Below are 24,330 nucleotides of genomic sequence, written 5' to 3'. Positions count from 1 at the left end.
ACGGCCCCTGGATTGCTTCGTCGCTGCGCGCCTCGCAATGACGGTGAGGTTGCTCTTGAAAACTGCGATCTCCGAGCCGCGACCAGCGGCCCGTTCACTCGGCGGCGTCTCCCATCGCCAGCCGCAGCGGCGCGACCTGCGCCTCATGCAGCGCCTGATAGGGGCCGCCCGCCCGCACCAGATCGTCATGCCGGCCCTGCTCGGCAATGCCGGCCTGCGTCACCACGACGATGCGGTCGGCATGGCGGATGGTGGCGAGGCGATGGGCGATGACCAACGTGGTGCGTCCCTGCGCCAGTTCGATCAGGGATTGCTGGATCGCGGCTTCGGTCTCGGTGTCGAGCGCCGAGGTCGCCTCGTCTAGGATCAGGATCGGCGGGTTCTTCAGGAAGATCCGCGCAATGGCGAGGCGCTGCTTCTGGCCGCCTGACAGCTTGACGCCGCGCTCGCCGATCAGCGTGTCGAGTCCGGCAGGCAGGTCGGCGATCATCGTTTCCAGACGCGCGCGGCGGGCCGCCTGCGTGATCTCCTCTTCGGTCGCATCAAGGCGACCATAGGCGATGTTCTCGCGGATCGTGCCGGCGAAGAGGAAGACGTCCTGCTGGACGATGCCGATCTGGCGGCGCAGCGAGGCCAGCGTCAGCCTGCGGATGTCGTGGCCGTCGATGGTGATGGCGCCTGCATCGATCTCGTAGAAGCGCGGCAGCAGCGAGAGCAGCGTGGTCTTGCCTGCGCCGGAGGGGCCGACGAAGGCGACCGTCTCGCCCGCCGTCATCGACAGGTCGATGCCGGAAAGCACCGGCCTGCCCGGCGCATAGCCGAAATCGACGGCTTCGAAGCGGATATCGCCTTTCAGCGGCGGAGCCTCGATGGCGTCGGGCGCATCGGCGATATCGGGCTCCGTCGCCAGCAGCTCCTGATAGCGCTGGAAACCGGCGATGCCCTTGGGATAGGTCTCGATCACGCCCGCGATCTTGTCGAGCGGCCGGTAGAACACGCCGACCAGCAGGAGAAAGCCGACGAAACCGCCGACGCTCAGGCTGCCCTGCACGACATACCAGGTCCCCGCCAGCATCACCGCGAGCTGGACCATGCGCATGCCCAGATAGTTCAGCGCCTGGCTCGCCGCCATGATGCGGTAGGCTTCGAGCTTGATCGTGCGGTAGCGCTGGTTGTCGCCGGCGAAGAGCGCGCGCTCATGGGCCTCGTTGGCGAAGGCCTGGACCACGCGCATGCCGCCGATATTCTCCTCCAGCCGCGCATTGAAGGCACCGACCCGGCCGAACTGGCTGCGCCAGTTCTGCGCCATGCGGGCGCCGTATCGCGCGACGACGAAGCCGGCGAGCGGCACGACCACGGCGGTCATCAGCGCCAGTTCGACATGCACGCTCAGCATCAGCAGGAAGGCGCCGATGAAGGTCATCACCGCGATGAACAGATCTTCGGGGCCATGATGGGCGACCTCGCCGATCTCCTCCAGATCCTTGGTGACGCGGGCGACGAGATGGCCGGTCTTCTGCTCGTCATAAAAGCGGAAGGAGAGCTTCTGGAGATGATCGAAGGCGCGCCGGCGCATCTCCGTTTCGATGTTGATGCCGAGCCGGTGGCCCCAATAGGTCACGACCGCCATCAGCCCGGAGTTGACCGCGTAGATCACCAGAAGCGCTGCGCCCGCCAGCATGATCAGCGGCCCGTCGCCGCGCGGCAGCAGCACGTCGACGAAGGCCTTCACGGCCATCGGGAAGCCGAGCTCGAGCAGGCCGGAGACGACGGCGCAGCCGAAATCGACCAGGAACAGCGTCCGGTGCGGGCGATAATAGGAGAAGAACTCTTTCAGCATGGTGGCCACATAGCAGATCGACCCCTCCTCGCATCCGCCCGCGGACGCGAGCCCGTCATGCCGGCAGGGACGAGGAACTGCGCGAAGGCCTCATGGCAAGCGAGCGGCCCGCCTCGTCACCGGACGGCAATGGTCCCGATCGCCATGGCGACCGCAGCCTGGGTCGGGTCGATGACGGGGATGCCGAGTTCCAGCTCCAGCGGCCGCCGGTGGCGGGCCATGCCGGCGCAGCCCATGACGATGGCGCCGGCGCCGTCCTTGTCCTTGAGCTCGCGGCCGATCGCGATCATGCGCTCCAGCGTGCGGTCGCCCGAGGCGGTCTCAGCGACCGACATCTCCAGCGGGCGCTCGCCCGCGAGCCGGTCCATCAGGCCCATCTGGCGGAGATAGCGGATATGGCGCGGGATCGAGCGGGTCTTGATCGCGATCACGCCGAAGCGGTCGGCCCGAGCGAGCGCGGTGAGCACGCCGCTCTCGGCGATGCCGAAGACGGGGCTCGTCGTGCCCTCGCGGGCGACGTGCAGGCCCGGATCGGAATAGCAGGCGATGACGAAAGCATCGACATCGTTGGCGGCTTCCACCTTGCGGCGCAGCGGGATCGTGACGCTCTCGGCATGCTCCTGCGTCTCGACGCCGAACGGTCCCTCCGTCAGCGTCTCGCAGACGATCTCCGGGCCTTCGGCATAGGAGAGCGGCAGCACGGCCTGGCGCAGCCCTTCGGTCACCGCCTCGTTGGAATTGGGGTTGATCACGAGGATGCGGGCGCGGCGGGTCATGAGGTCTGGTCCAATGCGGTGGGCGGCTGATATGCGGTCATCGTAGTCCCGCGCGGTCGTCGCCGCTACCTGCTAGCGATCGGCCACTGTGCCCGTTCCCCGCCTGATCGCGGCCCTGAGCAGCAGATACAAGACCGTCGCATTCAGCAGATGCCAGAGCCAGTGCGTGCCCAGCGGAAAGCCTGCGCATAGCGGGCCGTCGAGCGTCCGAAACGTCAGGGAGAGCGCGAAGACGAGCCCGGCCAGGCCGATGAGCCGGGCCGTCTCCGCCTGGCCCGGCAGCCGCCACAGCGCTGCGGCCATGCCGACGAGCCCGAGCAGGAAGGCGCCATACCCGGCCGACCCGCGCAACCCCGTCGGGAGCAAGGGCGCTAGCCCCCAAGACAGCGAGAGCGCGAAGCCCAGGAACGCCAGCGTGCCGAGCCCCGTCGCGACCGGCCGCAGGCGCAGGAAGCGCGCCAGCGCCAGCCCGAAATAGGAGAAGGCGAAAAGCTGGATCGGCACAACATCGGCGGCGAGCGTCCAGGGTTGCGGCATGGTGTGAAACAGGAAGGAGCCGATGCCGATGGCAAAAACCAGCAGGATCAGGATCAGCGCCGGCCGATCGTGCCCGCCGGCGCGGCGCCACAGCAACAGCGCGGCGAATGCCGCCAGCAGAAAGGCGCCATTGGTCAGCGCGTTCCAGGGCTCTGCCCAGAGTTCGGCGCCGAGCCGTTCGCAATAGCCATATGCGCGCATGATCAGCACCTCCCGCGCCAGCCTAGCGGCCCCAGACGACCGAGGCGCGACGCCGCTCCAGCGCAAGCACGAAGGCAGGCGGCTTGCCGCGCTATGCCGCTTCGCGCAGATTGCAGCGCATCGATCTCGAACCTTGGAGAAACGGCCATGCGGCGAGCGTTGACGATGAGCATGGCGACGCTTTGCGTGCTGCTCGGCCTTGCCGCCCTGCCCGCTCCGGCCCACGCCGAGACCTGCGACGATCTCTGGTATGCCCGCAACGAGATCTACAAGGCGCAGGGCTATTGCTTCCGCACGCAGCGCGGGATCAGCGCCTTCGGCAATGCGGGTTGCCAATACGACAATGTCGAGGACGTGCCGCTGTCGAACAGCCAGCGCCGCAGCATCGCCGAGATCCAGCGCGAGGAACGGGCGCGCCGCTGCCCGCGCTGAAACGCCGCCCCCGATTGCTGTGGATGCAGCCGCCGATCCGGACGCAACTGTGAGATGCCATGTTAGAAGCGCCGGTCGCGAAGGCTTCGCCTATCTGTCCGGCAGGAGCCTTGCGATCACGATAACATATCGGCGGAGCGACGCGACCACGGCATGACGACGGCCATCGACATGGGGTTGAGCAAGAGCGGCGAACCGGCCCTTCTCGACCTCGCCGAACTGCTGGCGACGCGGCTTCTGGTCCAGGGTAACTCCGGCTCGGGCAAATCGCATCTGCTACGGCGCCTGCTCGAACAGAGCGCGCCGCTGGTGCAGCAGGCGGTGATCGACCCGGAGGGCGACTTCGTCTCGCTGGCCGACCAGTTCGGCCATGTGGTCGTCGATGCGCAATGCGGCGAGGCCGAGCTGCAGCGGGTCGCGCTGCGGGTGCGCCAGCATCGCGTCTCGGTCGTGCTCAACCTCGAGAATCTCGAAGCCGACGAGCAATTGCGCGCGGTCGCGGCCTTCCTCGGCGGGCTGTTCGACGTCGACCGCTCGCTCTGGTTCCCGATGCTGATCGTCGTCGACGAGGCGCAGCTGTTTGCGCCGGTGATGGCGGGCGAGGCCTCCGACGAGGCGCGCAGGCTCTCGCTCGGCGCGATGACCAATCTGATGTGCCGGGGCCGCAAGCGCGGGCTGGCTGGCGTCATCGCGACGCAGCGCCTGGCCAAGCTCGCCAAGAATGTCGCCGCCGAAGCCTCCAACTTCCTGATGGGGCGCACCTTCCTCGACATCGACATGGCCCGCGCCGCCGATCTGCTCGGCATGGACCGCAAGCAGGCCGAGATGTTCCGCGATCTCGAACGCGGCCAGTTCGTGGCTCTAGGCCCGGCGTTGTCGAAGCGGCCGCTGCCGCTGCGGATCGGGCCCGCGACCTCGGTCGATCGCGGCGGCGCGCCCGGCCTGATGCCATTGCCCGAGCAGGCACCCGAAGAGGCCGGCAAGCTGATCTTCACCGCAGGCGCCGACGAGGTCATTCCGCTGGCCCGCGTACCGCGCCCGGCGCCGCGTCCGCGCCCGCCGGTGCATGAGACGATGCGCCAGATCGAGAGCTATCGCCCGGCCGCGCCGGAACCCGAGCCGGAGGTTCCACTGGAGCCGGCCGAGCGCGAGGCGATCATGACCGAGATCCTGCGCGAGCTGATGGCCGATCCCGAGGCGCGCTCGCGCCAGGTCGCGGTGCTCTACCAGGACTTCACCGTGCGCTGCCGGATGCGCCGGCTCGGCCGCAGCCATCTCAGCCTCGACGAGTTCCGCCGCCGGCTCGCCGTGGCCAAGGCCGGTGCCAGCGACGAGATCGTCGAGTCGCAGGGCTGGCAGGCTGCGGTCGAAGCCTCGCTCGCCCTGCCCGACGATCTGCACGGGCTGTTCCTGTTCATCGCTCGCGCGGCGCTGGAAGGCGCTCCCTGCCCCAGCGATGCCGAGCTCGCCAGCGTCTATGGCAGCCATTCGCCCAGCCGGGCGCGCCGGCTGATCGCCTATATCGAGGAGCGCGGGCTGCTCGTCTGCCATGTCGATTTTCGCGGCCAGCGCAGGCTCGCCCTGCCGACGCTCGGGATCGAGACCGCGCCCGGCCAGGGCACGATCCGCACGGCCGGCATGCCGCGCGGGGCGCGCGGCTGACGGAAGCGGCTCAGGCGCGCGCCCCGCCTTGGGTGCGCGTCACATGGACCACGCCCATCGCCAGCACCAGGAAGCCCAGCGCCTGATGCGCCAGGCCCGCCCAGAGCGGCACGACCAGCAGAAGCGTGACGATGCCGAGCAGGCCTTGCGCCAGCGTCAGGCCGGCGATCACGGTGGCGCGCTTGGCCCCGCCCGAGCCCGGCGCGGCCCGGCGCAGCGAGACCGCATGCCAGAGCGCCAGCGCCAGCAGCAGATAGGCGCCCAGGCGGTGGTTGAACTGCACCAGCGCGGCGTTGTCGACGAAGTTCTCCCAGAAGGAGGGCCGCACGAACAGCGTCTGCGCATCGGGAACCAGCGCTCCGTCCATCAGCGGCCAGGTGTTGTAGGTGAAGCCGGCCCGCGAGCCCGCGACGAGGCCGCCAAGCGCGATCTGCCCGAAGAGCAAGGCCAGCAGCAGCCAGGCCATGCCACGCGCTTTGCTGGGCTCGATGCGCCGCGGCGGCGTCAGCCAGGTAGCGAAGGCGACGATCGAGGCGAAGAACAGCCCGGCGAAGGTGAGATGCAGCGTGAGCTTCACCGGCGCGACTGCAATCATGCCGGGCTCCAGCCCCGAGGCCACCATGATCCAGCCGATCGCGCCCTGCAGGCCGAGCAGCAGCCCCATCCCGAACAGGATCAGCGTCTGGCGCCAGGGCAGCAGCCGGCGGGCCGCCACGACGAGGAAGCCGGCGAGATAGACCAGCCCGATGAAGCGGCCGAGCTGGCGGTGGCCCCACTCCCACCAATAGATGAACTGGAACTCGCCGAGATCCATGCCCTGGTTCAGCAGCCGGTATTGCGGGCTCTCGCGGTATTTCGCGAACTCGCTGGCCCAGGCCTCGGCCGAGAGCGGCGGCAATGCGCCAGTGATCGGCTTCCATTCGGTGATGGACAGGCCCGAGCCCGTCAGGCGGGTCGCGCCGCCGACCACGACCATGACGAAGACGAGCAGCGCCACGGCCCAGAGCCAGCGGCGGATTCCGGCGTGCCGGCCGCCCTGCAGGATGATCGAAGGGGGTTTTTCGCGGGCAATCGTCACGGAGCGGGGCCTTCGGTCGCAAGGGCTGACGCTTCACAAGCGCGGGCGCAGGTGACAGATAGTCCGCCCGCCAGGGCGGAGACAATGTTTGCGTTGCCGCAGGCTGGCCCGCATTGCCGCAGGCCGGCGGGCGCTCGGGAGAATTCACGATGAGGCAGACCCACCGCAAGCTGATCGGCACCGTCGCGATCCTGGTCTTCGTCTGCGTCTATGCGCTCGTCGCCATGGCGCTGGCGCAGGGCCGTATCACCGAGGCGCCCAAGCTCGTGCAGACGATCGCCTATGTCGTGCTGGGGCTGGCCTGGGTCCTGCCGCTGCTGCCGCTGATCAAATGGATGGAGCGGAAGGATAGGGTTTAGCGGCCGTCATTCTCGGGCGAAGCGAAGCGCAGACCCGAGAATCTCATGAAGAGAAGGCACAGGTTTCCGAGATGCTCGGGTCAAGCCCGAGCATGACGCGCTCTGGCTACCCCACGCTCAGCCGCCGCCCCCGATTCCAGAGCCAGAACGGCAGGCCCGACAGCAGTGCCCGCAGCGCCGCCTCGCTCTGATGCAAGCCGTTGAGCGAAACGCGCGGCAACGCGTGGAGGTGGTCGGCGTGTTCGGCGAAGAGGTGCCCAGGCCGCGTTGTGACCGCACTGGTGAACCCTGCCGCCCGCGCCAGTCCGAACTCGCGCGGCCCGGCCGAGCTGGGATCGCCGACCGGATAGGCGAAATGCCGGATGGGCATGCCGAGTTCGGCTTCGAGGCGGGACTTGCTGTCGACGATCTCCGCCCGGGCAAAGGCCTCGTCATGCCTGGCGAGCATCGGATGGGTCAGGGTATGGGCGCCGATGGTCACGCCCGGCGCGCCGGCCAGCGCCCGCAGCATGTTCCAAGGCAGGCATTCGCGCTCGACGAGCGCGGCGGCATCGATGCCGGCCTGCGCGGCCAGTTCGGAAATCGCTGACAGCAGAATCGCTTCCGGCTGTTTGCGCAGACGCCAGTAGAGCGCCTCGAAAGCGCGCTGCTTCTCGGTGTCGCTGCCCGTCCTTGCTGCAAAAGGACCGTCCGGCAGGGTCAGCGCGATCTGCGGCAGCGCGCGGATCGCCTCCTCCAGCTCCAGCCACCAGAGCCGCGCTGTGCGGTCGGCGAAGCCCGTGGTGACGAAGAGCGTCCAGGGCGCGCCATGGCTGGCGAGCACTGGCCAGGCATGCTCGACATTGTCGCGATAGCCGTCGTCGAAGGTCAGCGCGACGAAGAAGCGGCCTTTCCGCTGGGATGACTGGCGCGGGGACGACAGGCGCGCGACGGCCTGGTCGAGCGAGACCAGATCGTAGCCCTCGGCACGGATCAGCATCAGGGTGCGGTCGAGGAATTCCGGCGTGATCTCGAGCAGGCCGTTGGGGGAAAAGCCGACCTGCCGCTGCGGCCGGACATGGTGCAGCGTCAGGATGACGCCGGCGCCCTGCGCGAGCCCCCTGCCCCAGCGGTCGGCGCCCATCGCCGCAATCGCGCCGAAGACGGCGGAGAAGGCGTGATGGCGCAGGTTCTGATGGCGCAGGTTCATCATGTCGATTGACGGCAACCGCTCGCTAACGCTGTTCGCCGATGACGTCGGCCAAGAGCGCTCATCTTGCCCAGTCCGTTCACAATAGCGGGTTAAGGAGGCGAGACTTGTCCGTTTCCGAGCCCCGACCATCGATGTCCGCCGTTGCCGAGCATGCCCCGACCGAGCGCCTCTCGGGCTCGCTGCAAAGCGAGAGCCGCAGCGACGCCGCGCGGCCATGGCACAGCATCACGGTCCGCGACGACATCGCCGCCATCGCGGCCGATTGGCACGCGCTGGAAGCCAGCGCGCTGGCGACGCCCTATCAGGCCTATGGCTGGGTCGCGCCCTTCGTCGAAACCGTCGGTGCGGCTGAGGGCATGGTGTTTCGCCATGTCCTGCTGCGCGATGCAGCCGATCGGCCGCTGGCGATCCTGCCGCTGGTGATCACACGCCGCAATGGCATCCGCTTCGCCGAATTCATCGGCGGCAAGCACGCCAACTACCATATGGGGCTCTACGAGCGCGGCTTCGCGACCGCGCTCGACGCGGCCGCTGCGCGGCTGATGCTGGACGAGATCGGCACCGTGATCGGCGGGCTCGACGCCTTCATCTTCGTCAACCAGCCGACGCAGTGGCAAGGCATCGCCAATCCGTTGGCCGCATTGGCGGCTGGAGCAAGCCCAAGCGCGGCCTACAAGCTCGCCCTCGTTGCCGGCGATTGCGACGGTTCGCTGCGGCGTTCGATGAGCAGCCACGCCCATAAGAAGCTGAAGAACAAGCGCAACCGCTTCGCGGGCTTCGGGCCGTCGGAGCTGGTGCGGGCCCGCGAGCCGGCCGAGATCGCGCGCGTGATCGATGCGTTCCTGCTTCAGAAGGCCGCGCGCTTCGCGATGATGGGCGTGCCGGACCCCTTCGCGCCGCCGGCCGTGCGCAGCTTTCTCGAGCGCGCGGCCCAGCCGATTGGCGATGCCGCGCCGGTGCTGGAACTCTATTCGCTCGATGTCGCCGGCCGCTCGGTCGCGACCTATGTCGGCGCGGTTCAGGCGCAGCGCTTCTCCGGCATGGCGACCTCCTTCGACATGGAGAGCGAGGTGGCCAAGACCAGCCCCGGCGAAATCCTGCTGGTCGATCTGATCAAGCTGAAATGCCGCGAGGGGATCACGATGTTCGATCTGGGCGTCGGCGAAGCCCGCTACAAGACGACGATCTGCGACGAGCGCGACGAGCTCGTCGACAGCTTCCTGCCGCTGACGGCCAAGGGACGCGCCTTCGCCAACATCGCTCGCGCCAAGCGCTGGACCAAGCGCGCGATCAAGGCCTCGCCGGCCGCGCTGAAACTGGCGCAGCAGATTTCGGGCTGGCTGAACCGTGGCCGCGCGCGCGCGGTCGAGGATTAGGCGGGAACCTCAACCGGCGACGCGCCGCTCTCGCGCAGGTCTGGCATCGGCGCGGTCTCGGGGGCGTCGAGCATCAGCGTCACCGGCGCCTTCGTCATCTCGGCCAGCCGATAGGCGGCTTCGACCGCGTGGCCATTGCCAAGCTGGCCCGCCATCACGAGACCGCCCTGCGCGCGACCGGCGATCGACGCCAGCACGGATGCTTCGTCGTTCGAGGCGGCGGCGACCAGAACCCAATCATAGGTCTCGCAAAGCGCGTCGAGCGCGACCTCGACGAGGTCAGAGGCGGCCAGGACGGCGGCGCGCCCGGCCCGGCCGGGGCCGATGCGATGCAGGCGCGAGCCCGGCTCGCGCGTGATGATGTCGGAGAACAGCACCTCGCCGGCCAGCAGTTCGGAGAAGCCCGCCTCGCTGCGGCCCCGGTCGGCGGCGAGATCGACGATGATGCAGCGGCAGCGCTGCGAGAGAAGCTCCGCCAGGTCGGTCGGCGTGGCTGCGCCCTCGCCCGCGCCGTCGAGCACCAGCACCATCGGCGCCATGCCGCGTGCCGGCTCCTCGATGCGTTCGGCGAGATCGGCCAAGGTCTGCTCGGGATGGGCGAGATCGAGCGTGATTTGGCCGAGACGGCCGCCATGCGTCAGCAGGCCGGCGACGCGCTCGCGACGCGAATCAGCCGGAGTCTCTTCGGCGCGAGGCGCTTCGCGCCCCCTCCCGATCCAGCCCGGGCTGCGGCGCGGCTGCGGAGCGGGCGCATCGCTGCGGCCATTGAGAAGTTCTCGCGAGACGACGGTGGCGAGCGAGGCCAGGAAGGTCGCGAGGGTGGCCACCAGGACGGTCGGCAGCTTCTTGGGGAAGGAGGGCTCGGTCGGCTCGATCGCGCGCGAAATCACGCGGGCGTCGGCGGGCGTCGCGTTCTGGCTGTCGCGGGCGACGGCCTCGCGATAGCGCAGCATGTATTGCTCGAGCTGCTCGCGCAGCGTACGGGCCTCGCGTTCGAGCGCGCGCAGCTGCACCTCGCTGTCATTGCCGGTGGAGACGTTCTTCTTCTGGCCGTCGAGGGCGGCCGTGAAGCTCTCGACACGCTGTCCGGCGATCTTCGCCTCGTTCTCGAGCGTCCGCACCGTGCGCTCGGCGGCGGCGCGAAGCTGGCCCTCGAGATCGGCGAGCTGTGCGTTCAGCTCCTTGATGCGCGGATGCTCGGAGAGAAGATTGCGCGATTCGAGCGCGATCTGGGCGCGCAGGTTGACGCGCTGCTCGATCAGCCTGCGCACCAGCTCGTTATTGGCGACATCGGGGATTTCGAAGGTGCGGCCCTGCTTGATCGCGTCGCGGATCAGCCCGGCCTTGGCCTGTGCCTCGGCCTGCTGGCTGCGCGCGGCCGACAGCTGCGTCGACAGATCGCCGAGTTGCTGGGCGTTGATCGTGGTGTTGTTGGCGCCGACGAGCAGGCCATTGCGCGAGCGGAAATCCTCGACCTTGGCTTCTGCCTCGGCGAGGCGCTTGCGCAGCGGCTCGATCGTGGTCGAAAGCCAGGAGGACGCACTGCGCGCCGTGTCCTGCTTGGCGGCCTCCTGAAGCTCGAGATAGGCGTTGGCGATGATGTTGGCGCCCTTGGCGGCGAGTTCGGGATCCTGCGAGGTGAACTCGACCGCGACGATGCGCGAACGTCCGACAGGATAGACCAGAAGCCGATCGTAGTACTTCTCCAGCACGCGGTCTTCCGGCGAACGGTCGGCCGGATGGCCGCCGAGCCCGATCAGCACGCCGATCTTCTTCAGCGCATTCAGCGCTCCAGCCCCCGAATCGAATTCGGAATTGCCGACGAGTCCGATGCGCTTGATCGCCTCGCGGGCGAGGTCGCGCGACATGATGAGCTGGACCTGACTCTGGACGGCCTCGCTATCGAACTGACCGGTTGTCTCGACAGAGGATTGCCCAGGCAGCGTGAAGAAGCTGCCGCGGCTCTCGAGCAGGATGCGGGCTTCGCCGGTGTAACGGGCGGGCACGATATTGACGGCAATCAGGGACAGCCCGAACACCGCCGCCGTAGGCGCGATGATCCAGGCCTTGCGCCGCTTGATCGCGGCCCAGAGCGCGGAGAGATCGAGCATGTCGCCACGAGCGTCCCCGTCCCGCGCGGACTGCTCGCGGACCTGCTCCCTGACATGGCTCTCGGTGTGAGCGGTCATGACCCATCCATTCACGCAAACTCTCGCGCCCCGGACAGGACGCCGCGTTAGTGAAAGCGCAGTAAGGTTATTGCGGGGTTAAAGGCCGGCGTGACCGCCCCTGGACGCGGCGCGCGCAACCCACAGGCCGGAAGCCTTTGTTAACCATATGCCGCCAATGCTTCGGCAGGATTCCGCATGGGTATCGCTTGTAATGAGTCGACGTCTCGCCTCTCTCGCCCTGGCCGCAGCCATGACGGCAGGCGCATGCGCGCCACGCTTTGTCGCGTCCGAATATGCGCTCGCGCAGCCGAGCGGGCCCTACCGCCTCGCCAGCGGCGACCGGCTGCGCGTCATCGTCTTCGGACAGGACAACCTCTCCAACATCTACGCGGTCGACGGCAGCGGCCGAATCTCGATGCCGCTGATCGATTCCGTCGAGGCGCAGGGGCGCACGACGCAGCAACTCGAGAAGGCGATCGAAGCCAAGCTCCGCGGCGGCTTCCTGCGCGAGCCGAAGGTCTCGGTCGAGGTCGATGCCTACCGTCCCTTCTTCGTGCTCGGGGAGGTGACGAATTCCGGCCAGTTTCCCTATGTCAACGGCATGACCGTGCAGACTGCGGTCGCGATCGCCGGAGGCTTCACGCCGCGCGGCCAGCGCGCCTATGCCGAGGTGACGCGGCAGGTCGAGGACCAGCTCGTGACCGCGAGCGTGCCGATCACCTATCCGGTCCAGCCCGGAGACACGATCGTCATCAAGGAACGCTGGTTCTAGAGCCTGTCGGGAGAGCCGGGATGACGGACACCGCGCGCCTGCGGATCCTGCATGTCTTCCGGGCCCCGCTCGGAGGGCTCTTCCGGCATGTGCTGGACCTTGCGCGCGGACAGGCGCAGCGCGGCCATGATGTCGGCATCTTCTGCGATTCCACGACAGGCGGCACAAGGGCCGACGATGTCTTCGCCGAGCTCTCGGGCCTGCTGACGCTCGGCATCACGCGCGTGCCGATGTCGCGCTATCCCAGCCTGACGGATGCCAGGGCGCAGATGAGCGCGATCTCGGTGCGCGCGCGGCTCGACCCCGACGTGGTTCACTGCCACGGCTCGAAAGGCGGGCTCTACGGCCGTTTGCCGGCGCTCGTCAGCCCCGGCCGCCGCTATGTCACGGCCTATACGCCCCATGGCGGCAGCTTCAACTACAAGCCCGGCGGCACCGAGCATAAGGTCTACATGGCAGTCGAGCGGCTGCTCGAGCGCGCCACCGACATGTTCCTGTTCGAGAGCCGCTTCATCGCCGGCCGCTTCGAAGCGCATATCGGCCATCTGCCGCGCACCGACCATCGCATCGTCCTGAACGGCATTTCGGAGCCGGAGTTCGAGCCGATCGACCATACGGACGCGACGTTCTGCCTCGTCTATCTCGGCGAACTCCGCTCGGCGAAGGGCATCGACACGCTGATCGATGCGCTCAGCCTGCTCAAGAGCCGCGATGCCTTGACGCCGCGCATCCTGATCGTCGGATCGGGACCGGACGAGGCGGATCTGCGCGCCTTGACGGTTTCGCGCGGAATCGCGGACCAATGCGTTTTCGAGCCGCCAGGCCCGATCCGCAAGGCTCTCTCGCGTGCCCAGGTCATGGTGGTGCCGTCACGGGCGGAGTCGCTGCCCTACGTCATCCTCGAAGCGGCGGCGGCGGCGCAGCCGCTGGTTTCCACCGATGTCGGCGGTATCAACGAAATCTACGGGCCGCGGCACCGGCATCGGCTGATACCCACCAACGACCCCGTCATCCTCGCCGACGCGATCGCAAGAGCGCTCGCTACACCCGATGCCGAACGGACGGCCGAGGCAGCGGATCTCGCGCAGCATGTCCGCGAGAACTTCCAGCTCGACGCGATGATCGACGGCGTCATCACCGCCTATCACCACGCGATGGCGAACCGCGCCAGGGCCTGATCGGACAGTCTGCTCACAGCAGCTTGAGCGCGACCACACCCAGGATCACCAGGCCGATTCCGGCCCAACCCGACAGCCTGATGCGCTGGCCGAACGCGAGCGCGCCGACGATCGCGGTGATGACCAGCCCCGCCCCACCCCAGACCGCATAGGCCACCGAAAGGTCCATGCCGCGAATGGCCTGGGCGAGCGCGGCGAAGGCACCCATCACCAGGATGATTCCGGCCAGCCCCGGCAGGCGTCGGCGCATGCCGTCGGAGAGTTTCAGCAGGGAGGAGCCGCAGACCTCGAGGACCACGGCCAGCGCCAGCCAGGCGATGGCAAGCGTCTGTGGCATCAGGCTGGGCATCAGGTTCGGCATCAGGTTCGGCATCAAGGGCGTGATCATGCCAGCCTCCCCTCGATGCGCGCATCCGGGGCGCGAGCATCCCCGGGCTCGCCGTCATGCTCCTCCCCGACGCCGCGTTCGAGCAGAAGGATGCCGGCCAGGATCGCGGCGAGCGCCAGCATGCGTCCGGGCGTCAAATGCTCGCCGAAGAGCAGGTGGCCGGCAGCGGCGATGCCGACGATGCCGAGCCCTTCCCAGACCGCATAGGCGACAGCCAACGGGATGACGCGCAGCGCGATGCTGAGCAGCGCGAAGGACAGGCCGATCAGGGCCAGCGGCAAAAGCGCGACCAGCCAGGGAGCGGAGACGACCGACTTCAGCGCGGTCGTCGCGACGATCTCGACGGCGATGGCCGCGAGCAGAAAGAACCAATGGGAAGGCATGTTGCACACGAGGCAGGCCGACAACGGGCAACGCGGGGGCGATGCGGGGCAGCTCTGCAAAAGTTCGAGTTGTAAATCAGGGTCCGGATCAAAAAGCTCTCGGTGGCGACCACCACGAAAGCAGCACGGCAATCACCTCCCGACCGCTCTGGGCCGGAAAACTTGATCGCGCAAAAATGTGCTTCTCAGACACTCATCACGGGAACACATAGCCAGATCGTTGCTTCAAGTCAACTGGAAACAACCTTTCGATGATTTCTATCGCAGCATTTCGGGCGAAATCGATGCGATTTCGACTGCGTCAATACCTTGATCGGTCGAGGAAAAATCGCGTTTTCGAGCGCAGACCAGAATCCCCCCGCACCACACGTCAAACGCCGGCCGAAGACACGGTCCTCCTGCCAAAACAGCGACCTGTCCGATTAAGCCTTCCGTGAGCATTTTCGGCTACGCCAGAAGGAAGATCGGCGGGTCGACCCAGGCGACAGCCTCGGCCGCGCTGACAGCGACCAGGGTTGCAGCGACCAGGAATGTGACGTCATGGGTGCCTTCGATGTCCGCGATCTGATCAAGGCGGACGCGGCTGCCTCGGCAACGCCGGAGATGTTCGGGCCGGCCCGCAGCGGAACGCGCGTGTTTCATCCCCTGGCGGAGCGCATCGCCGCCATGCCGGTCAAGCCGACGCTGTCGCCGGTGATGATCGAGGGTCTGGTGCGCGTCCTCGACGTCGTGGCCGTGGTTGGAACAGGTGGGCTGATCTACTGGCTTTATGCGGCCGGCAATGTCGACAGCACCCTGCCCTACCAGGTGACCATCGCCGCGCTGTCGATCGGCGTGCTCGCGGTCTTTCAGGCGCTGCATCTGTACCATGTCGGCGCGCTCAGAAACTTCATCGCCATGGCGGTCAGACTCGCCAGCGGCTGGACCCTGCTGTTCCTGATCACGCTGGCCGCCTTCTTCTTCCTCAAGATCGGCGACCAGGTCTCGCGCGGCTGGCTGCTCGGATTTTATGGCGTCGGCGCTCTGGCTCTGCTCACGGAGCGCCTCATCGTCATGCTCGGCGTGCGGCATCTGACGCGGACCGGCCGGCTGGAGCGGCGCACGGCGATCGTCGGCGGCGGCGAAGGCGGCGAGGCCCTGATCCGCGCGCTGGAAGCGCAGCGCGATACGGGCCTGCGCATCTGCGGCGTGTTCGACGACCGCAACGACGACCGCTCGCCCGATCTCGTCGCCGGCTACCCAAAGCTCGGCACGATCGACGACCTCGTCGAGTTCGCCCGCCGCACCAAGCTCGACCTGGTGATCTTCACCCTGCCGATCTCGGCGGAGGCCAGGCTCCTGACCATGCTGCGCAAGCTTTGGGTGCTGCCGATCGACATCCGGCTCTCGGCGCATATGTCGAAGCTGCGATTCCGGCCGCGCTCCTATTCCTATTTCGGCGCGGTGCCGGTTCTGGACGTGTTCGACCGGCCGATCGCGGACTGGGACATCGTCGTCAAATGGGTCTTCGACAAGGTCGTCGGCCTGTTGGCCCTGATCGCGCTCTCGCCGGTGATGCTGGTGACCGCCCTTGCGATCAAGCTCGACTCGAAGGGACCGGTCCTGTTTCGCCAGAAGCGCTACGGCTTCAACAACGAGCAGATCGAGGTTCTGAAGTTCCGCTCGCTTTACCATGAGATGAGCGACCACGCCGCCGCCAAGCAGGTGACGCGGGACGATCCGCGCGTCACCCGCGTCGGCCGCTTCATCCGCAAGACCTCGCTGGACGAGTTGCCCCAGCTGTTCAACGTCGTCCTGCGCGGGAATCTCTCGCTGGTCGGCCCGCGCCCCCATGCGGTCCATGCCACCGCCTCGAACCGCGCCTATGAGCAGGTGGTCGACGGCTATTTCGCCCGCCACAAGGTCAAGCCCGGCATCACCGGCTGGGCGCAGGTCAATGGCTGGCGCGGCGAGACAGACACCGAGGACAAGATCCAGCGCCGCGTCGAGCACGACCTTTACTACATCGAGAACTGGTCCGTGCTGCTCGACCTCTACATCCTCGTGAAGACGCCGTTCTCGCTGATGACGAAGAACGAGAACGCCTATTGAGCACGCTCGCCGACCATGCCGAGATAGGATCGGGCCGCCGCCGCGGCCTCGCGATCTCCTATGCCGCGATCACGCGCGGCGCGCTCTGGCTCCTGACCGCCTCGAGCTGGGTCGCACTGATCGAGCCCTCCCCCTACGAGATCTCGTTTCTTCTCGTCGTCCTCGTTTTCGCGGTCACCGGCATCCGGTTCTCGCAGAGGCTGTTGCCGCTGGCCTTCCTGCTGCTGGCTTTCAATATCGGAGGCCTGTTCTCGCTGATCCCCTGGATGAGCGACCCGGACGCCGTCCGCTTCATGGCGGTTTCGCTCTACCTGATGGTCACGGCGGTCGTCCTCGCGGCGATCATCGCCGAGGATTCGCTGCGCCGGCTGGAGACGCTGCGGAAAGGCTATCTCTTCGCGGTGTGGTGCGCGAGCATCGCCGGCATTCTCGGCTATTTCAACGTCGCAGGCCTCGGCGACAGCTTCACGCTCTATGGACGCGCCTCGGGCACCTTCAAGGACCCGAACGTGCTCGGTCCTTATCTGGTCCTGCCGATCGTCTTCGGTCTCCAGCATATCCTGATCGGCCGATGCGGCCTGCTGCGCGGCCTGCTCTCGATCAGCGTGCCGCTGGCGGCACTGTTCCTGACCTTCTCGCGCGGTGGCTGGGGCAACCTTGCGGCCTCCGTCCTGATCATGGTGACGCTGTGCTTCCTGGTCGCGCCCGATGCGTCGCGGCGTGCGCGGATCGTGGCCCTGACGCTGGCGACGCTGATGCTCGCGGCCGTGGCGCTGACGATCGCGCTCTCGTTCGACGATATCAGGGCCGTCTTCCAGGAACGGGCCACCCTCGACCAGAGCTACGACCAGGGCGTGACCGGCCGCTTCGGCAGCCAGTTGCGGTCGATCCCGCTGTTGCTGGACGCGCCCAACGGCTTCGGCCCGCTGCGCTTCCGCTGGATCTTCAATCAGCAGGATCCTCACAACGTCTATGTCAACGCCTTCGCCTCCTATGGCTGGCTCGGCGGCTTCGCCTGGCTCGCGCTGACGATGGCGACCTTCTACATCGGCTTTCGCCTGGTCTTCCGGCCAGGCCCGACCCAACATCACGCCATCGCGCTCTGGTCGGTCCTGTTCGTCACCATCCTGCAGGGTGTCCAGATCGACACCGACCACTGGCGCCATTTCTACCTGATGCTGGGACTGGTCTGGGGCCTGGCCGCACTGCCGCGGGCCGATGGCCTGGCGCGATAGGCGGCGGACAGCGATGAGCGTCTCGAACCAGAACGCCAACATCCAGGCGCTGCGCGCCGTCGCGGCCCTGCTGGTGGTCGTCGGACATGCCCTGCATGAGACGGAGACGATCGCGGCGCTCGTCGGGCGCGCCGCCCCGGACCTGTCGTTCATCTATTGGGGCTTCGGCGTCGACATCTTCTTTGTGATCTCCGGCTTCATCATGACCTATACCTCGGCCGGACTCTTCGGCCAGCGTGGAGCCTGGCGCATCTTCCTGACCCGCAGGCTGACGCGGATCGTGCCGCTCTACTGGCTGCTGACGACGGTCCTGCTGATCGGCGGCGCCATCGCGCCGCGCCTGCTGAACGTGCCGATCGACGACTGGCGCCATGTGCTGGCATCCTATGCCTTCATTCCGAGCCTGCGGGTGCCGGGCGAAATCCGGCCGGTCATGGCGCTGGGCTGGACGCTGAACATGGAGATGTTCTTCTACGTCCTGTTTGCAGGCGCGCTCACCCTGCCCTTCCGACGCGGCATGACGGCGCTCGCCGTTGTCATCGGCGCGCTGGCCCTGTTCGGCATGATCGTCCGGCCCGAACAGGTGCAGCTCGCATTCTGGAGCCAGTCGATCATCCTGGAGTTCCTGATGGGCTGCCTGCTCGGCGCCGCCTATCTGAAAGGCGCCCGGCTTTCGCCCACTGCCGCCGTCATGGTCGCTGGCGTCGGGATCCTGGGGATGGTCAAATTCGGCGGGCCCGAGATCGAGGCCGGCCTGCCCGAGGCCTTGCGCTGGGGCGTTCCGGCGCTGCTGATCGTCGCAGCCGCCGGTCTTGCGAGAAGCGCGACGTCACGGGGCATGCTCTGGCTGGCAGTGCTCGGAAACGCCTCCTACAGCCTTTATCTGGTCCATCCCTTCGTGCTGCGCCCGATGCGCAACCTCTGGACCCATTTCGTCGGGGGAGCACTCCCGCTCACGGCCTATGTCGCGGCGGCAATGCTGCTTGCGACGATCGTGGCGATCCTGACCTACCGCTTCGTCGAGCGGCCGCTGCTGCGCTGGGCGCAGCGTGCAACGACGGATGCGACGAAGCCCGGCCTGCGGGTCGCAGACCGTGCGGCGACGCTATCCTGACCGAGCCCCCGTCAGGACACTCGCTGCCCGCTCTCAGCCGCGATCCTTGCGCACCACGACATAGGCATAGGTCGTCACGAACTCCCAGCCGATCTTGGCTGCGAGCGCGTTGAAGGCATGGTCGGCCTGCTTCAGGCCCGGCATGCGGTCGAAATAGCCGTGCCCCCAGAAGCGCTGGATATGCACGTCGCTGAAACCGGCGCGGTTGAGCATCGGCGTCAGCTGCGCGCGGCTGCCGCGGCACCAGTCGTAATGCGCGGGAAATTTCGGATCGCCACCGCCGTCGCGCCGCAGCGGGAACAGCGCATGCACGATGGCGCGCGAGGCCTTCTCCGGCAGAAGGTGGTTGAGCGCGAAGACCGGCGCCCAGAGCGTCGGGAAGAAGGCGAGCGCCACGCCGCCGGGCGCGAGCAGAGCATGGATGTTGGTCCAAGCCCGTTCGACGTCGCCGACATGCTCGAAGACCATGCGCGAGACCATCAGATCATAGCCGCCACGGGCGATATCGGGCTCGGACAGATCACCGGCGATATCGAAGCGCGCAGTCTTGAGACCGGCCGGCGTCAGCGCCAGCTCGCCCGCGTCGATGTCGTTGACGATGAGGTCGATGTTGCGGCGCTTCGCCTGCTCGGCGGTGAACAGCGGATCACGCCCACCGCCGATCTCGCAGACGCGGCGCAGGCCGAACTGCTGCGTCAGGCCAAGGATGGTGGATTCGTAGTTGTCCCAGGCCCATTGCGAGTGCCAGTCCGGCGCCATCTCGCGGAAAAAGCCCTCGACCGAGCCCGAAGGATGCGCCGATGCGCGCATGACGGGTCGTGCCCCGGTCTGCGTGACTGTCGCCAGTGACATGGTCTTCTCCGCCTGCATGACCTCCCCGTCCCGCCGAAAACCATGCTGGCATCGGCCGAGAGCCGCAATCGAAGACTTAATCGAGGGTTAATGCGCGCCGGGCCGGACTGTGCCGCATCGGAGCAAGCCAATCTCACCCACAGGCAACGTGATTTAAGACGCCCGAAGCCGATTGCATCCGCCGCGCCCCGCCACTATAAGCCGAGCCGTCGGAGCGTAGCGCAGCCCGGTTAGCGCACTTGTCTGGGGGACAAGGGGTCGGAGGTTCGAATCCTCTCGCTCCGACCATCAATCCCAAAAATCAAAGCCTTGGAAGCCCTGGAGACATGGGTCGGGGCTCTGTCTTGCGGCCGGAGCACCGGGGACCGGGCTCGTGCATTGGACCGCATGGTGTTCCGGAAGCCCGGAACCGCTTCAGCAAGCCCCGATATCCAGCCCGGCATCTGCCAGCAGCCAGATTTCGATCGTCTACCTCGCTTCAGCCGGCCGAGCCTTTGACCTCCAGCATCGTATCGGGATAAGCGACCAGCGGTCAGACCAGGTGGTAGCCATCGTGGAACGACGATACCGCGCCTCCGGCAGCGTGCGGCACCTCGACATGGTCGAGCGCAGCCGCCAGGGCGTCGCCATCGGCGAATGCTGCACCGACGGCTGCCACATCGGCAAACTGGAATGCCACGTCATGCGCAGGGAAATCCGAGCCCGCCGCAGACGCCAGGGCCGACAAGCCGGAATCGGCAATGGCTGCCTCCAGCGACGGCGCCGAGAGCAGCAGCAGGTCGTTCGACAGCTGGAAGACGGCGGACATATCACCGAAATCGTGAGGGCTCGGCGCCGAGGCAAGGTTGGCGCTGTCCGATCCGTCGCCAGCCAGTCCGAAGGCCTTCCCGATCTCGTATCGGATGGCGGACAGCCAGGCCGGTTGTGACGCGTCGATGGAGTCATCGAAGCTGATATAGGATTTTAACGGCAGCTCGGCCTGGCCCGGACGGAAGGTCGTCAGCCCCAGCGAAGCCGGCCCGTTATCCGTCAGCGAGAATTGCAGCGTCGCGTTCGGGTTGTCGTTGCCGGCATAGACGATCTGTATCTTTGCAAGCGCCGCGAATTCCTGGAGCGCCTGTGCGATGGCGCTTCGCGCCTGAAATCCGGCCAAACCGGAGAAGCCGACATAGTCGAGGCCGGGACGGCCTTCGCCATCGGCCGGACCGTCGGAGAGAAACGAGAAGGTCAGGCGCAGCGGCGTCGAGGTCAGCGCAGACGCATTGAGGCTGAACGGACCGAACGGCCCGAAGCTGCCTGCCGGCCGGGAAACCTCGCCATATCCGGTCGCCATCTGGAACCTCGCGCCACGCCGCAGGAGGATTTGCAACCACAGCGATGCGTGCTGTCAAGGTTTGGCAGAGGACGGGGCTGCTTACATGAGCGAAACCTCCGTGTCCGAACGCCGCCGGAGGTTGTCCACAGGGCCGGCGGTCACCCCTGCTTGCCGCCAGCGGCGTTCCGCGCCCAACCTCATCAAGTCGCGTTGTCGGGAGTCGTTTCTATGCGTGCCCTGTCGCGTTCCGTCGCATTTCGGGTCTCGGGTCAATGGGCCGTCCTGGTCCGTGCACTGGCGGTGCTGGCGATCGCGGCCGCCGTCATCGTGCCGCTGGTCGATTGAATCGGGCTTCTGATCGTGGCGCGATGCGGAGACGGCGATGCGGCTCGTATCTTCGCCATTTCGCGCGTAAGCTGAGCACTCGCAGCGTGTGACGGAAGGATTTCAGCTATGGCAGGGGACAACCGGGGAACACGCGCCTGGCACGATGTGAACAGCGTCCAGGAAGCGCCTCGCGAAAAGCAGAAATCAAGCGGACGCATCGCGGCCGACGAAGCCGCGGCCCGCAAGAAGATCGAGGCCCTCAAGGCCTTGCGCCTCGCCAAGCAGGCGGCCGAGCCGCCCGCCGCGCCTGCCGCGCCCAAGGCCTCCAAGCGCAAGGCGGCAGCGGCTGCGACCTAAGACGCCGTTGCGGCGGCCCATCGGGCGCCGCCGCAACGGTTTTCGTCAGGCATCGAGCAGCCAACCCTTCAGCAGCCCGATATCGGCCTGCGACAAGCCGTGGCCGGCCGGTAGCACGCGGTGATCGACGCTGGCGCCGGCCGCCGAAAGCGTGCGCGCAAGGCGTTTCGCATTCTCCTCCGGGATGATCGGGTCGATCGCCCCCGAGAGCATCAGGACGCGCTTGCCCACCAGATCCGCCTGGGGCGGCTTCTTTAGGACCTGCGGCGGCTCGGCGAAGGGCGACATTGCCCGCAGCAGCGCCGCGCCGGCCAGGACTTCCGGACGCAGCAGCAGCAGGCTCGCGGCGATGTTGGCGCCGTTCGAGAAGCCGATCGCGACCGGGGCGGCGATGCCATAGCGCTCACGCGCCTGCTCGACGAAATCCGCGAGGTCATGCGTTCGGCGGCGCAGGTCGTCCTCGTCGAACACGCCCTCCGCCAGCCGCCGGAAGAAGCGCGGCATGGCGCCCTCCAGCACCTGGCCGCGCGGCGAGAGCAGGCTGGCTCCCGGCGCGACCGTCTGGCCGAGGCCGAGCAGGTCGCGCTCGTCGCCGCCGGTGCCGTGCAACAGCAGGAGCGGCGGGCGGGCGGCGTCGAAGCCAGGCTCGTAGATATGGTGGAAGTCGGTGGTTGCGACGGTGTCCATCGCTGATCTCCTTCGAATGAGGGTCGTGCCGCCCTGCCCGGCCCGAAGGCAGGCAGAGCGGCGACGCGGTCAGGCGAGTTCAGGCAGCAGCGCCTCGATGCGGTCACGCTGCTTTTCCAGTCCGGCCGGGAGCTTCAGCGCCTGGCCGAGGCTCTCGGAGGGCTCGTCGACGGCAAAGCCCGGAACGTCGGTCGCGATCTCGAAGAGCACGCGGCCGGGCTCGCGGAAGTAGACGGAGCGGAAGTAGTTCCGGTCCCTCTGCTCGGTGGTGCGAATGCCGTGGTTCTCCGAGAGCTTGCGCACCATCTCCTCCTGCGCCGCATCGTCAGCGGCGCGGAAGGCGACATGATGGACCGAGCCCGCGCCCTGTCGCGCCGGCAGGAAGCCGCCGGCCACGCGCAGGTCAATGATGTTGCCGAGCGGCGCGCCATCCGCGCGATAGCGGATGAGCGTGTCGTCGCGAGCGACCTCACGAAAGCCGAAGACATCGCTGAGGATCGCACCGGTCGGAGCCGCATCGTCAAGCAAAAGGCTGACGCTGTGGAATCCGCGGATCGCATGCTCGACCGGCACGTCGCTGCCGGCCCAAGCGGGCTCAGCTTCGATGCCGGGGATGCCGACGAGCGCAAGGCGCATCCCGTCGCGATCACGGAACGACAGCACCGTCTCGCCGAAGCGCTTCACCGGGGCATCATGCGGCACGCCGTTCTCGACGAGCCGATGCGTCCAGTAGCCGATCGCGGCCGCAGGAATCCGAAACACGGTCTCCTGCGTCTCGCCGACCCCGAGCCGGCCGGGAGCGGCATGCTCCCAGGGGAAGAAGGTAAGGATCGTGCCCGGCGCGCCGGCGGCATCGCCGTAGTAGAAATGATAGGTGCCGGGATCGTCGAAGTTGACGGTCTTCTTGACCAGGCGCAGGCCGAGCACGCGGCCGTAGAAGTCGAGATTGCGGCGCGCCGGGCCGGCGATCGCCGTGACATGGTGGATGCCGTTGATCTGCATGACTGAGGTCCTTCCGATGCTGCAATGACAAAGGGCGGTCGCCCCGTTGGCCAGGAAGATCGGTCCGGCCACGCCAAAGCGCCAGAGGCAACTCATTGCATCAACGCAATCTCGTTATTGGCATCTCGCCATTTGCATTGCGTATTGGCGAGGACGATCTCTTGTGGCGAGACCAGCCCGGTCCCGTTTCTGGAGACTGCCATCATGATCGACAATCGCCTCGCCCCTTATGGCGCCCTGACCTTGCGCGTTGCGCTCGGCCTGATGTTTATCGCCCATGCCTATCTCAAGCTCGTGATCTTCACTCCGGCGGGCTTCGCCGGCTTCCTCGGCCAGGTCGGCCTGCCATCCTTCCTCGCCTGGCCGATCATGCTCGCCGAGCTTCTCGGCGGGCTCGCCATCCTGACCGGCTTCTATGGCCGCTACGTCTCGATCCTGCTGCTGCCCGTGCTGCTGGGTGCCCTGATGGTGCATGCCCCGAATGGCTGGGTCTTCAATGCGCCCAATGGCGGGGGGGAATATCCGGCCTTCCTCGCGCTGACGGCGCTGGCCCACGCTATGATCGGCGATGGCGCACTCGCGCTGAAGCCTGCGCGCCTGCCCGTGCTCGGCACGCCTGCCGCGGCCTGACCGGTTGAGACACAGGCTGACTCTTCGCCGTCATTGAGGTCCACAGGCCTTGATGGCGGCGAAGCCATGTCTGACAGTGCCGCCATGAAAACGCCGACTAAGATGCAGCCGACGAAGACGGTGCCGACCAAAGCCCTCGCCTGGGACGATTTCCGCCTGATCAAGGCGATCGCCGACCGGCGGGCGCTGCCGGCAGCTGCGACGGCGCTGGGCCTGAACCATTCCACCGTGTTCCGCCGTCTCGGCCAGATTGCGGATTCCGATTCAATCCGGCCGGGTATTCCGATTTGAAGCCGGCCACCGTTCCGATTTGATGTCGGCCACCATTCCGATTTGAAGCCGGCCGGGGTTCCGATCAATCTCCGGCCGGGTTTC

Annotated in this window: 24 protein-coding genes and 1 tRNA gene; 13 read left to right on the top strand and 12 right to left on the bottom strand. The window is 67.2% G+C overall.

The window, feature by feature from the left end; all coding sequences use genetic code 11:
* Window positions 1–94 precede the first annotated feature (94 nt).
* The 3 genes from AE618_RS03975 to AE618_RS03965 form a co-directional block, all read right to left on the bottom strand.
* Window positions 95–1,840 (bottom strand): ABC transporter ATP-binding protein, encoded by a 1,746-nt coding sequence (locus AE618_RS03975; RefSeq protein WP_054207763.1) that lies wholly within the window; start codon window positions 1,838–1,840, stop codon window positions 95–97.
* A gap of 116 nt (window positions 1,841–1,956) precedes the next feature.
* Window positions 1,957–2,616: an aspartate/glutamate racemase family protein gene (locus AE618_RS03970; RefSeq protein ID WP_197280670.1), complete on the bottom strand. Its 660-nt coding sequence runs from the start codon at window positions 2,614–2,616 to the stop codon at window positions 1,957–1,959.
* A 72-nt stretch (window positions 2,617–2,688) separates the two neighbouring features.
* Complete coding sequence (locus AE618_RS03965) at window positions 2,689–3,354, bottom strand: ceramidase domain-containing protein (RefSeq protein ID WP_054207762.1); 666 nt, start codon at window positions 3,352–3,354, stop codon at window positions 2,689–2,691.
* A 147-nt stretch (window positions 3,355–3,501) separates the two neighbouring features.
* Between AE618_RS03965 and AE618_RS03960 the strand changes: the two genes are divergently transcribed.
* Together AE618_RS03960 and AE618_RS03955 are read left to right on the top strand one after the other, a co-directional pair.
* Window positions 3,502–3,786, top strand: coding sequence for a YARHG domain-containing protein (locus tag AE618_RS03960; RefSeq protein ID WP_248310738.1), 285 nt, complete (start codon window positions 3,502–3,504; stop codon window positions 3,784–3,786).
* 153 nt (window positions 3,787–3,939) lie between these two features.
* Window positions 3,940–5,448, top strand: coding sequence for a helicase HerA domain-containing protein (locus tag AE618_RS03955; protein ID WP_054207760.1), 1,509 nt, complete (start codon window positions 3,940–3,942; stop codon window positions 5,446–5,448).
* 10 nt (window positions 5,449–5,458) lie between these two features.
* Here AE618_RS03955 and AE618_RS03950 read toward each other — a convergent pair whose 3' ends face one another.
* The gene (locus AE618_RS03950; RefSeq protein WP_054207759.1) at window positions 5,459–6,526 is read right to left on the bottom strand and encodes a COX15/CtaA family protein; all 1,068 of its coding nucleotides are present in this window, start codon (window positions 6,524–6,526) and stop codon (window positions 5,459–5,461) included.
* Between the two features lie 149 nt (window positions 6,527–6,675).
* On the opposite strand from AE618_RS03950, the gene AE618_RS03945 reads away from it, so the two are divergent.
* Entirely contained in the window at window positions 6,676–6,885 is a 210-nt protein-coding gene (locus AE618_RS03945; RefSeq protein WP_054207990.1) for a DUF2842 domain-containing protein, read from the top strand.
* 106 nt (window positions 6,886–6,991) lie between these two features.
* Here the strand turns inward: AE618_RS03945 and AE618_RS03940 are convergent, their stop codons facing one another.
* Window positions 6,992–8,077: a polysaccharide deacetylase family protein gene (locus tag AE618_RS03940; protein ID WP_248310737.1), complete on the bottom strand. Its 1,086-nt coding sequence runs from the start codon at window positions 8,075–8,077 to the stop codon at window positions 6,992–6,994.
* A 131-nt stretch (window positions 8,078–8,208) separates the two neighbouring features.
* Between AE618_RS03940 and AE618_RS03935 the strand changes: the two genes are divergently transcribed.
* A complete protein-coding gene (locus tag AE618_RS03935) occupies window positions 8,209–9,453 on the top strand; it encodes a GNAT family N-acetyltransferase (RefSeq protein WP_054207758.1) in 1,245 nt (414 codons plus the stop codon).
* Here AE618_RS03935 and AE618_RS03930 read toward each other — a convergent pair.
* Window positions 9,450–11,642 carry a GumC family protein gene (locus AE618_RS03930; protein WP_054207757.1) on the bottom strand — a complete coding sequence of 731 codons (2,193 nt, stop codon included), beginning with the start codon at window positions 11,640–11,642 and terminating at the stop codon, window positions 9,450–9,452. The two genes, AE618_RS03935 and AE618_RS03930, sit on opposite strands and share 4 nt — an antisense overlap.
* A 193-nt stretch (window positions 11,643–11,835) precedes the next feature.
* On the opposite strand from AE618_RS03930, the gene AE618_RS03925 reads away from it, so the two are divergent.
* Both AE618_RS03925 and AE618_RS03920 read left to right on the top strand, forming a co-directional pair.
* Entirely contained in the window at window positions 11,836–12,396 is a 561-nt protein-coding gene (locus tag AE618_RS03925; protein WP_054207756.1) for a polysaccharide biosynthesis/export family protein, read from the top strand.
* A 20-nt stretch (window positions 12,397–12,416) separates the two neighbouring features.
* A complete protein-coding gene (locus tag AE618_RS03920) occupies window positions 12,417–13,574 on the top strand; it encodes a glycosyltransferase (RefSeq protein WP_054207755.1) in 1,158 nt (385 codons plus the stop codon).
* 13 nt (window positions 13,575–13,587) lie between these two features.
* Here AE618_RS03920 and mdtI read toward each other — a convergent pair whose 3' ends face one another.
* Both mdtI and AE618_RS03910 read right to left on the bottom strand, forming a co-directional pair.
* Entirely contained in the window at window positions 13,588–13,962 is a 375-nt protein-coding gene (mdtI, locus tag AE618_RS03915) for a multidrug/spermidine efflux SMR transporter subunit MdtI (protein ID WP_282568487.1), read from the bottom strand.
* Window positions 13,959–14,345, bottom strand: a complete 387-nt coding sequence (locus AE618_RS03910) for a DMT family transporter (RefSeq protein WP_156330087.1) — start codon at window positions 14,343–14,345, stop codon at window positions 13,959–13,961. The genes mdtI and AE618_RS03910 overlap by 4 nt, the downstream gene beginning before the upstream one ends.
* 540 nt (window positions 14,346–14,885) lie before the next feature.
* Here AE618_RS03910 and AE618_RS03905 point away from each other — a divergent pair.
* Genes AE618_RS03905 through AE618_RS03895 form a run of 3 tightly spaced genes read left to right on the top strand, consistent with a single transcriptional unit; the run spans window position 14,886 to window position 18,785 of the window.
* Window positions 14,886–16,436, top strand: a complete 1,551-nt coding sequence (locus tag AE618_RS03905) for an undecaprenyl-phosphate glucose phosphotransferase (protein WP_054207753.1) — start codon at window positions 14,886–14,888, stop codon at window positions 16,434–16,436.
* Window positions 16,433–17,671, top strand: a complete 1,239-nt coding sequence (locus AE618_RS03900; protein ID WP_054207752.1) for an O-antigen ligase family protein — start codon at window positions 16,433–16,435, stop codon at window positions 17,669–17,671. Before AE618_RS03905 ends, AE618_RS03900 begins: the two co-directional genes overlap by 4 nt.
* A 13-nt stretch (window positions 17,672–17,684) precedes the next feature.
* Window positions 17,685–18,785, top strand: a complete 1,101-nt coding sequence (locus AE618_RS03895; protein WP_054207751.1) for an acyltransferase family protein — start codon at window positions 17,685–17,687, stop codon at window positions 18,783–18,785.
* Between the two features lie 33 nt (window positions 18,786–18,818).
* Here the strand turns inward: AE618_RS03895 and AE618_RS03890 are convergent, their stop codons facing one another.
* On the bottom strand, window positions 18,819–19,637 hold the full coding sequence (locus AE618_RS03890) for a class I SAM-dependent methyltransferase (protein ID WP_197280669.1): 819 nt from the start codon (window positions 19,635–19,637) through the stop codon (window positions 18,819–18,821).
* Between the two features lie 210 nt (window positions 19,638–19,847).
* Here AE618_RS03890 and AE618_RS03885 point away from each other — a divergent pair.
* A tRNA-Pro gene (locus AE618_RS03885) sits at window positions 19,848–19,925 on the top strand.
* Window positions 19,926–20,169: 244 nt separating this feature from the next.
* Here AE618_RS03885 and AE618_RS03880 read toward each other — a convergent pair.
* Window positions 20,170–20,970: a hypothetical protein gene (locus tag AE618_RS03880; RefSeq protein ID WP_054207749.1), complete on the bottom strand. Its 801-nt coding sequence runs from the start codon at window positions 20,968–20,970 to the stop codon at window positions 20,170–20,172.
* A 435-nt stretch (window positions 20,971–21,405) separates the two neighbouring features.
* Here AE618_RS03880 and AE618_RS03875 point away from each other — a divergent pair, with 435 nt between their 5' ends.
* A complete protein-coding gene (locus AE618_RS03875; protein WP_054207748.1) occupies window positions 21,406–21,636 on the top strand; it encodes a hypothetical protein in 231 nt (76 codons plus the stop codon).
* A gap of 45 nt (window positions 21,637–21,681) precedes the next feature.
* On the opposite strand, the gene AE618_RS03870 is transcribed toward AE618_RS03875, so the two are convergent.
* Both AE618_RS03870 and AE618_RS03865 read right to left on the bottom strand, forming a co-directional pair.
* Window positions 21,682–22,323, bottom strand: coding sequence for an alpha/beta hydrolase (locus AE618_RS03870; RefSeq protein WP_054207747.1), 642 nt, complete (start codon window positions 22,321–22,323; stop codon window positions 21,682–21,684).
* Between the two features lie 69 nt (window positions 22,324–22,392).
* On the bottom strand, window positions 22,393–23,325 hold the full coding sequence (locus AE618_RS03865) for a ring-cleaving dioxygenase (RefSeq protein WP_054207746.1): 933 nt from the start codon (window positions 23,323–23,325) through the stop codon (window positions 22,393–22,395).
* A 204-nt stretch (window positions 23,326–23,529) separates the two neighbouring features.
* Between AE618_RS03865 and AE618_RS03860 the strand changes: the two genes are divergently transcribed.
* Complete coding sequence (locus AE618_RS03860; RefSeq protein WP_054207745.1) at window positions 23,530–23,955, top strand: DoxX family protein; 426 nt, start codon at window positions 23,530–23,532, stop codon at window positions 23,953–23,955.
* A gap of 84 nt (window positions 23,956–24,039) precedes the next feature.
* Window positions 24,040–24,246, top strand: a complete 207-nt coding sequence (locus AE618_RS03855; protein ID WP_156330086.1) for a hypothetical protein — start codon at window positions 24,040–24,042, stop codon at window positions 24,244–24,246.
* The last annotated feature ends 84 nt before the right edge of the window (window positions 24,247–24,330 follow it).

The sequence above is a fragment of the Allobosea vaviloviae genome, from assembly GCF_001298265.1.
Taxonomy (GTDB): domain Bacteria; phylum Pseudomonadota; class Alphaproteobacteria; order Rhizobiales; family Beijerinckiaceae; genus Allobosea; species Allobosea vaviloviae_B.
The sequence above is the reverse complement of the archived record's forward strand: the minus strand, read 5'-3'. Positions and strand labels throughout refer to the sequence as shown.

Excerpts from the sequence above, each read along its gene's own strand:
- AE618_RS03930 (WP_054207757.1), bottom strand. The coding sequence starts at position 11,642 with ATGACCGCTCACACCGAGAGCCATGTCAGGGAGCAGGTCCGCGAGCAG.
- AE618_RS03855 (WP_156330086.1), top strand. The coding sequence starts at position 24,040 with ATGAAAACGCCGACTAAGATGCAGCCGACGAAGACGGTGCCGACCAAA.
- AE618_RS03945 (WP_054207990.1), top strand. The coding sequence starts at position 6,676 with ATGAGGCAGACCCACCGCAAGCTGATCGGCACCGTCGCGATCCTGGTC.
- AE618_RS03935 (WP_054207758.1), top strand. The coding sequence starts at position 8,209 with ATGTCCGCCGTTGCCGAGCATGCCCCGACCGAGCGCCTCTCGGGCTCG.
- AE618_RS03880 (WP_054207749.1), bottom strand. The coding sequence starts at position 20,970 with ATGGCGACCGGATATGGCGAGGTTTCCCGGCCGGCAGGCAGCTTCGGG.
- AE618_RS03875 (WP_054207748.1), top strand. The coding sequence starts at position 21,406 with ATGGCAGGGGACAACCGGGGAACACGCGCCTGGCACGATGTGAACAGC.
- AE618_RS03905 (WP_054207753.1), top strand. The coding sequence starts at position 14,886 with ATGGGTGCCTTCGATGTCCGCGATCTGATCAAGGCGGACGCGGCTGCC.
- AE618_RS03865 (WP_054207746.1), bottom strand. The coding sequence starts at position 23,325 with ATGCAGATCAACGGCATCCACCATGTCACGGCGATCGCCGGCCCGGCG.
- AE618_RS03975 (WP_054207763.1), bottom strand. The coding sequence starts at position 1,840 with ATGCTGAAAGAGTTCTTCTCCTATTATCGCCCGCACCGGACGCTGTTC.
- AE618_RS03895 (WP_054207751.1), top strand. The coding sequence starts at position 17,685 with ATGAGCGTCTCGAACCAGAACGCCAACATCCAGGCGCTGCGCGCCGTC.
- AE618_RS03920 (WP_054207755.1), top strand. The coding sequence starts at position 12,417 with ATGACGGACACCGCGCGCCTGCGGATCCTGCATGTCTTCCGGGCCCCG.
- AE618_RS03910 (WP_156330087.1), bottom strand. The coding sequence starts at position 14,345 with ATGCCTTCCCATTGGTTCTTTCTGCTCGCGGCCATCGCCGTCGAGATC.
- AE618_RS03870 (WP_054207747.1), bottom strand. The coding sequence starts at position 22,323 with ATGGACACCGTCGCAACCACCGACTTCCACCATATCTACGAGCCTGGC.
- AE618_RS03955 (WP_054207760.1), top strand. The coding sequence starts at position 3,940 with ATGACGACGGCCATCGACATGGGGTTGAGCAAGAGCGGCGAACCGGCC.
- AE618_RS03960 (WP_248310738.1), top strand. The coding sequence starts at position 3,502 with ATGCGGCGAGCGTTGACGATGAGCATGGCGACGCTTTGCGTGCTGCTC.
- AE618_RS03940 (WP_248310737.1), bottom strand. The coding sequence starts at position 8,077 with ATGATGAACCTGCGCCATCAGAACCTGCGCCATCACGCCTTCTCCGCC.
- AE618_RS03890 (WP_197280669.1), bottom strand. The coding sequence starts at position 19,637 with ATGTCACTGGCGACAGTCACGCAGACCGGGGCACGACCCGTCATGCGC.
- AE618_RS03860 (WP_054207745.1), top strand. The coding sequence starts at position 23,530 with ATGATCGACAATCGCCTCGCCCCTTATGGCGCCCTGACCTTGCGCGTT.
- mdtI (WP_282568487.1), bottom strand. The coding sequence starts at position 13,962 with ATGATCACGCCCTTGATGCCGAACCTGATGCCGAACCTGATGCCCAGC.
- AE618_RS03970 (WP_197280670.1), bottom strand. The coding sequence starts at position 2,616 with ATGACCCGCCGCGCCCGCATCCTCGTGATCAACCCCAATTCCAACGAG.
- AE618_RS03965 (WP_054207762.1), bottom strand. The coding sequence starts at position 3,354 with ATGCGCGCATATGGCTATTGCGAACGGCTCGGCGCCGAACTCTGGGCA.
- AE618_RS03925 (WP_054207756.1), top strand. The coding sequence starts at position 11,836 with ATGAGTCGACGTCTCGCCTCTCTCGCCCTGGCCGCAGCCATGACGGCA.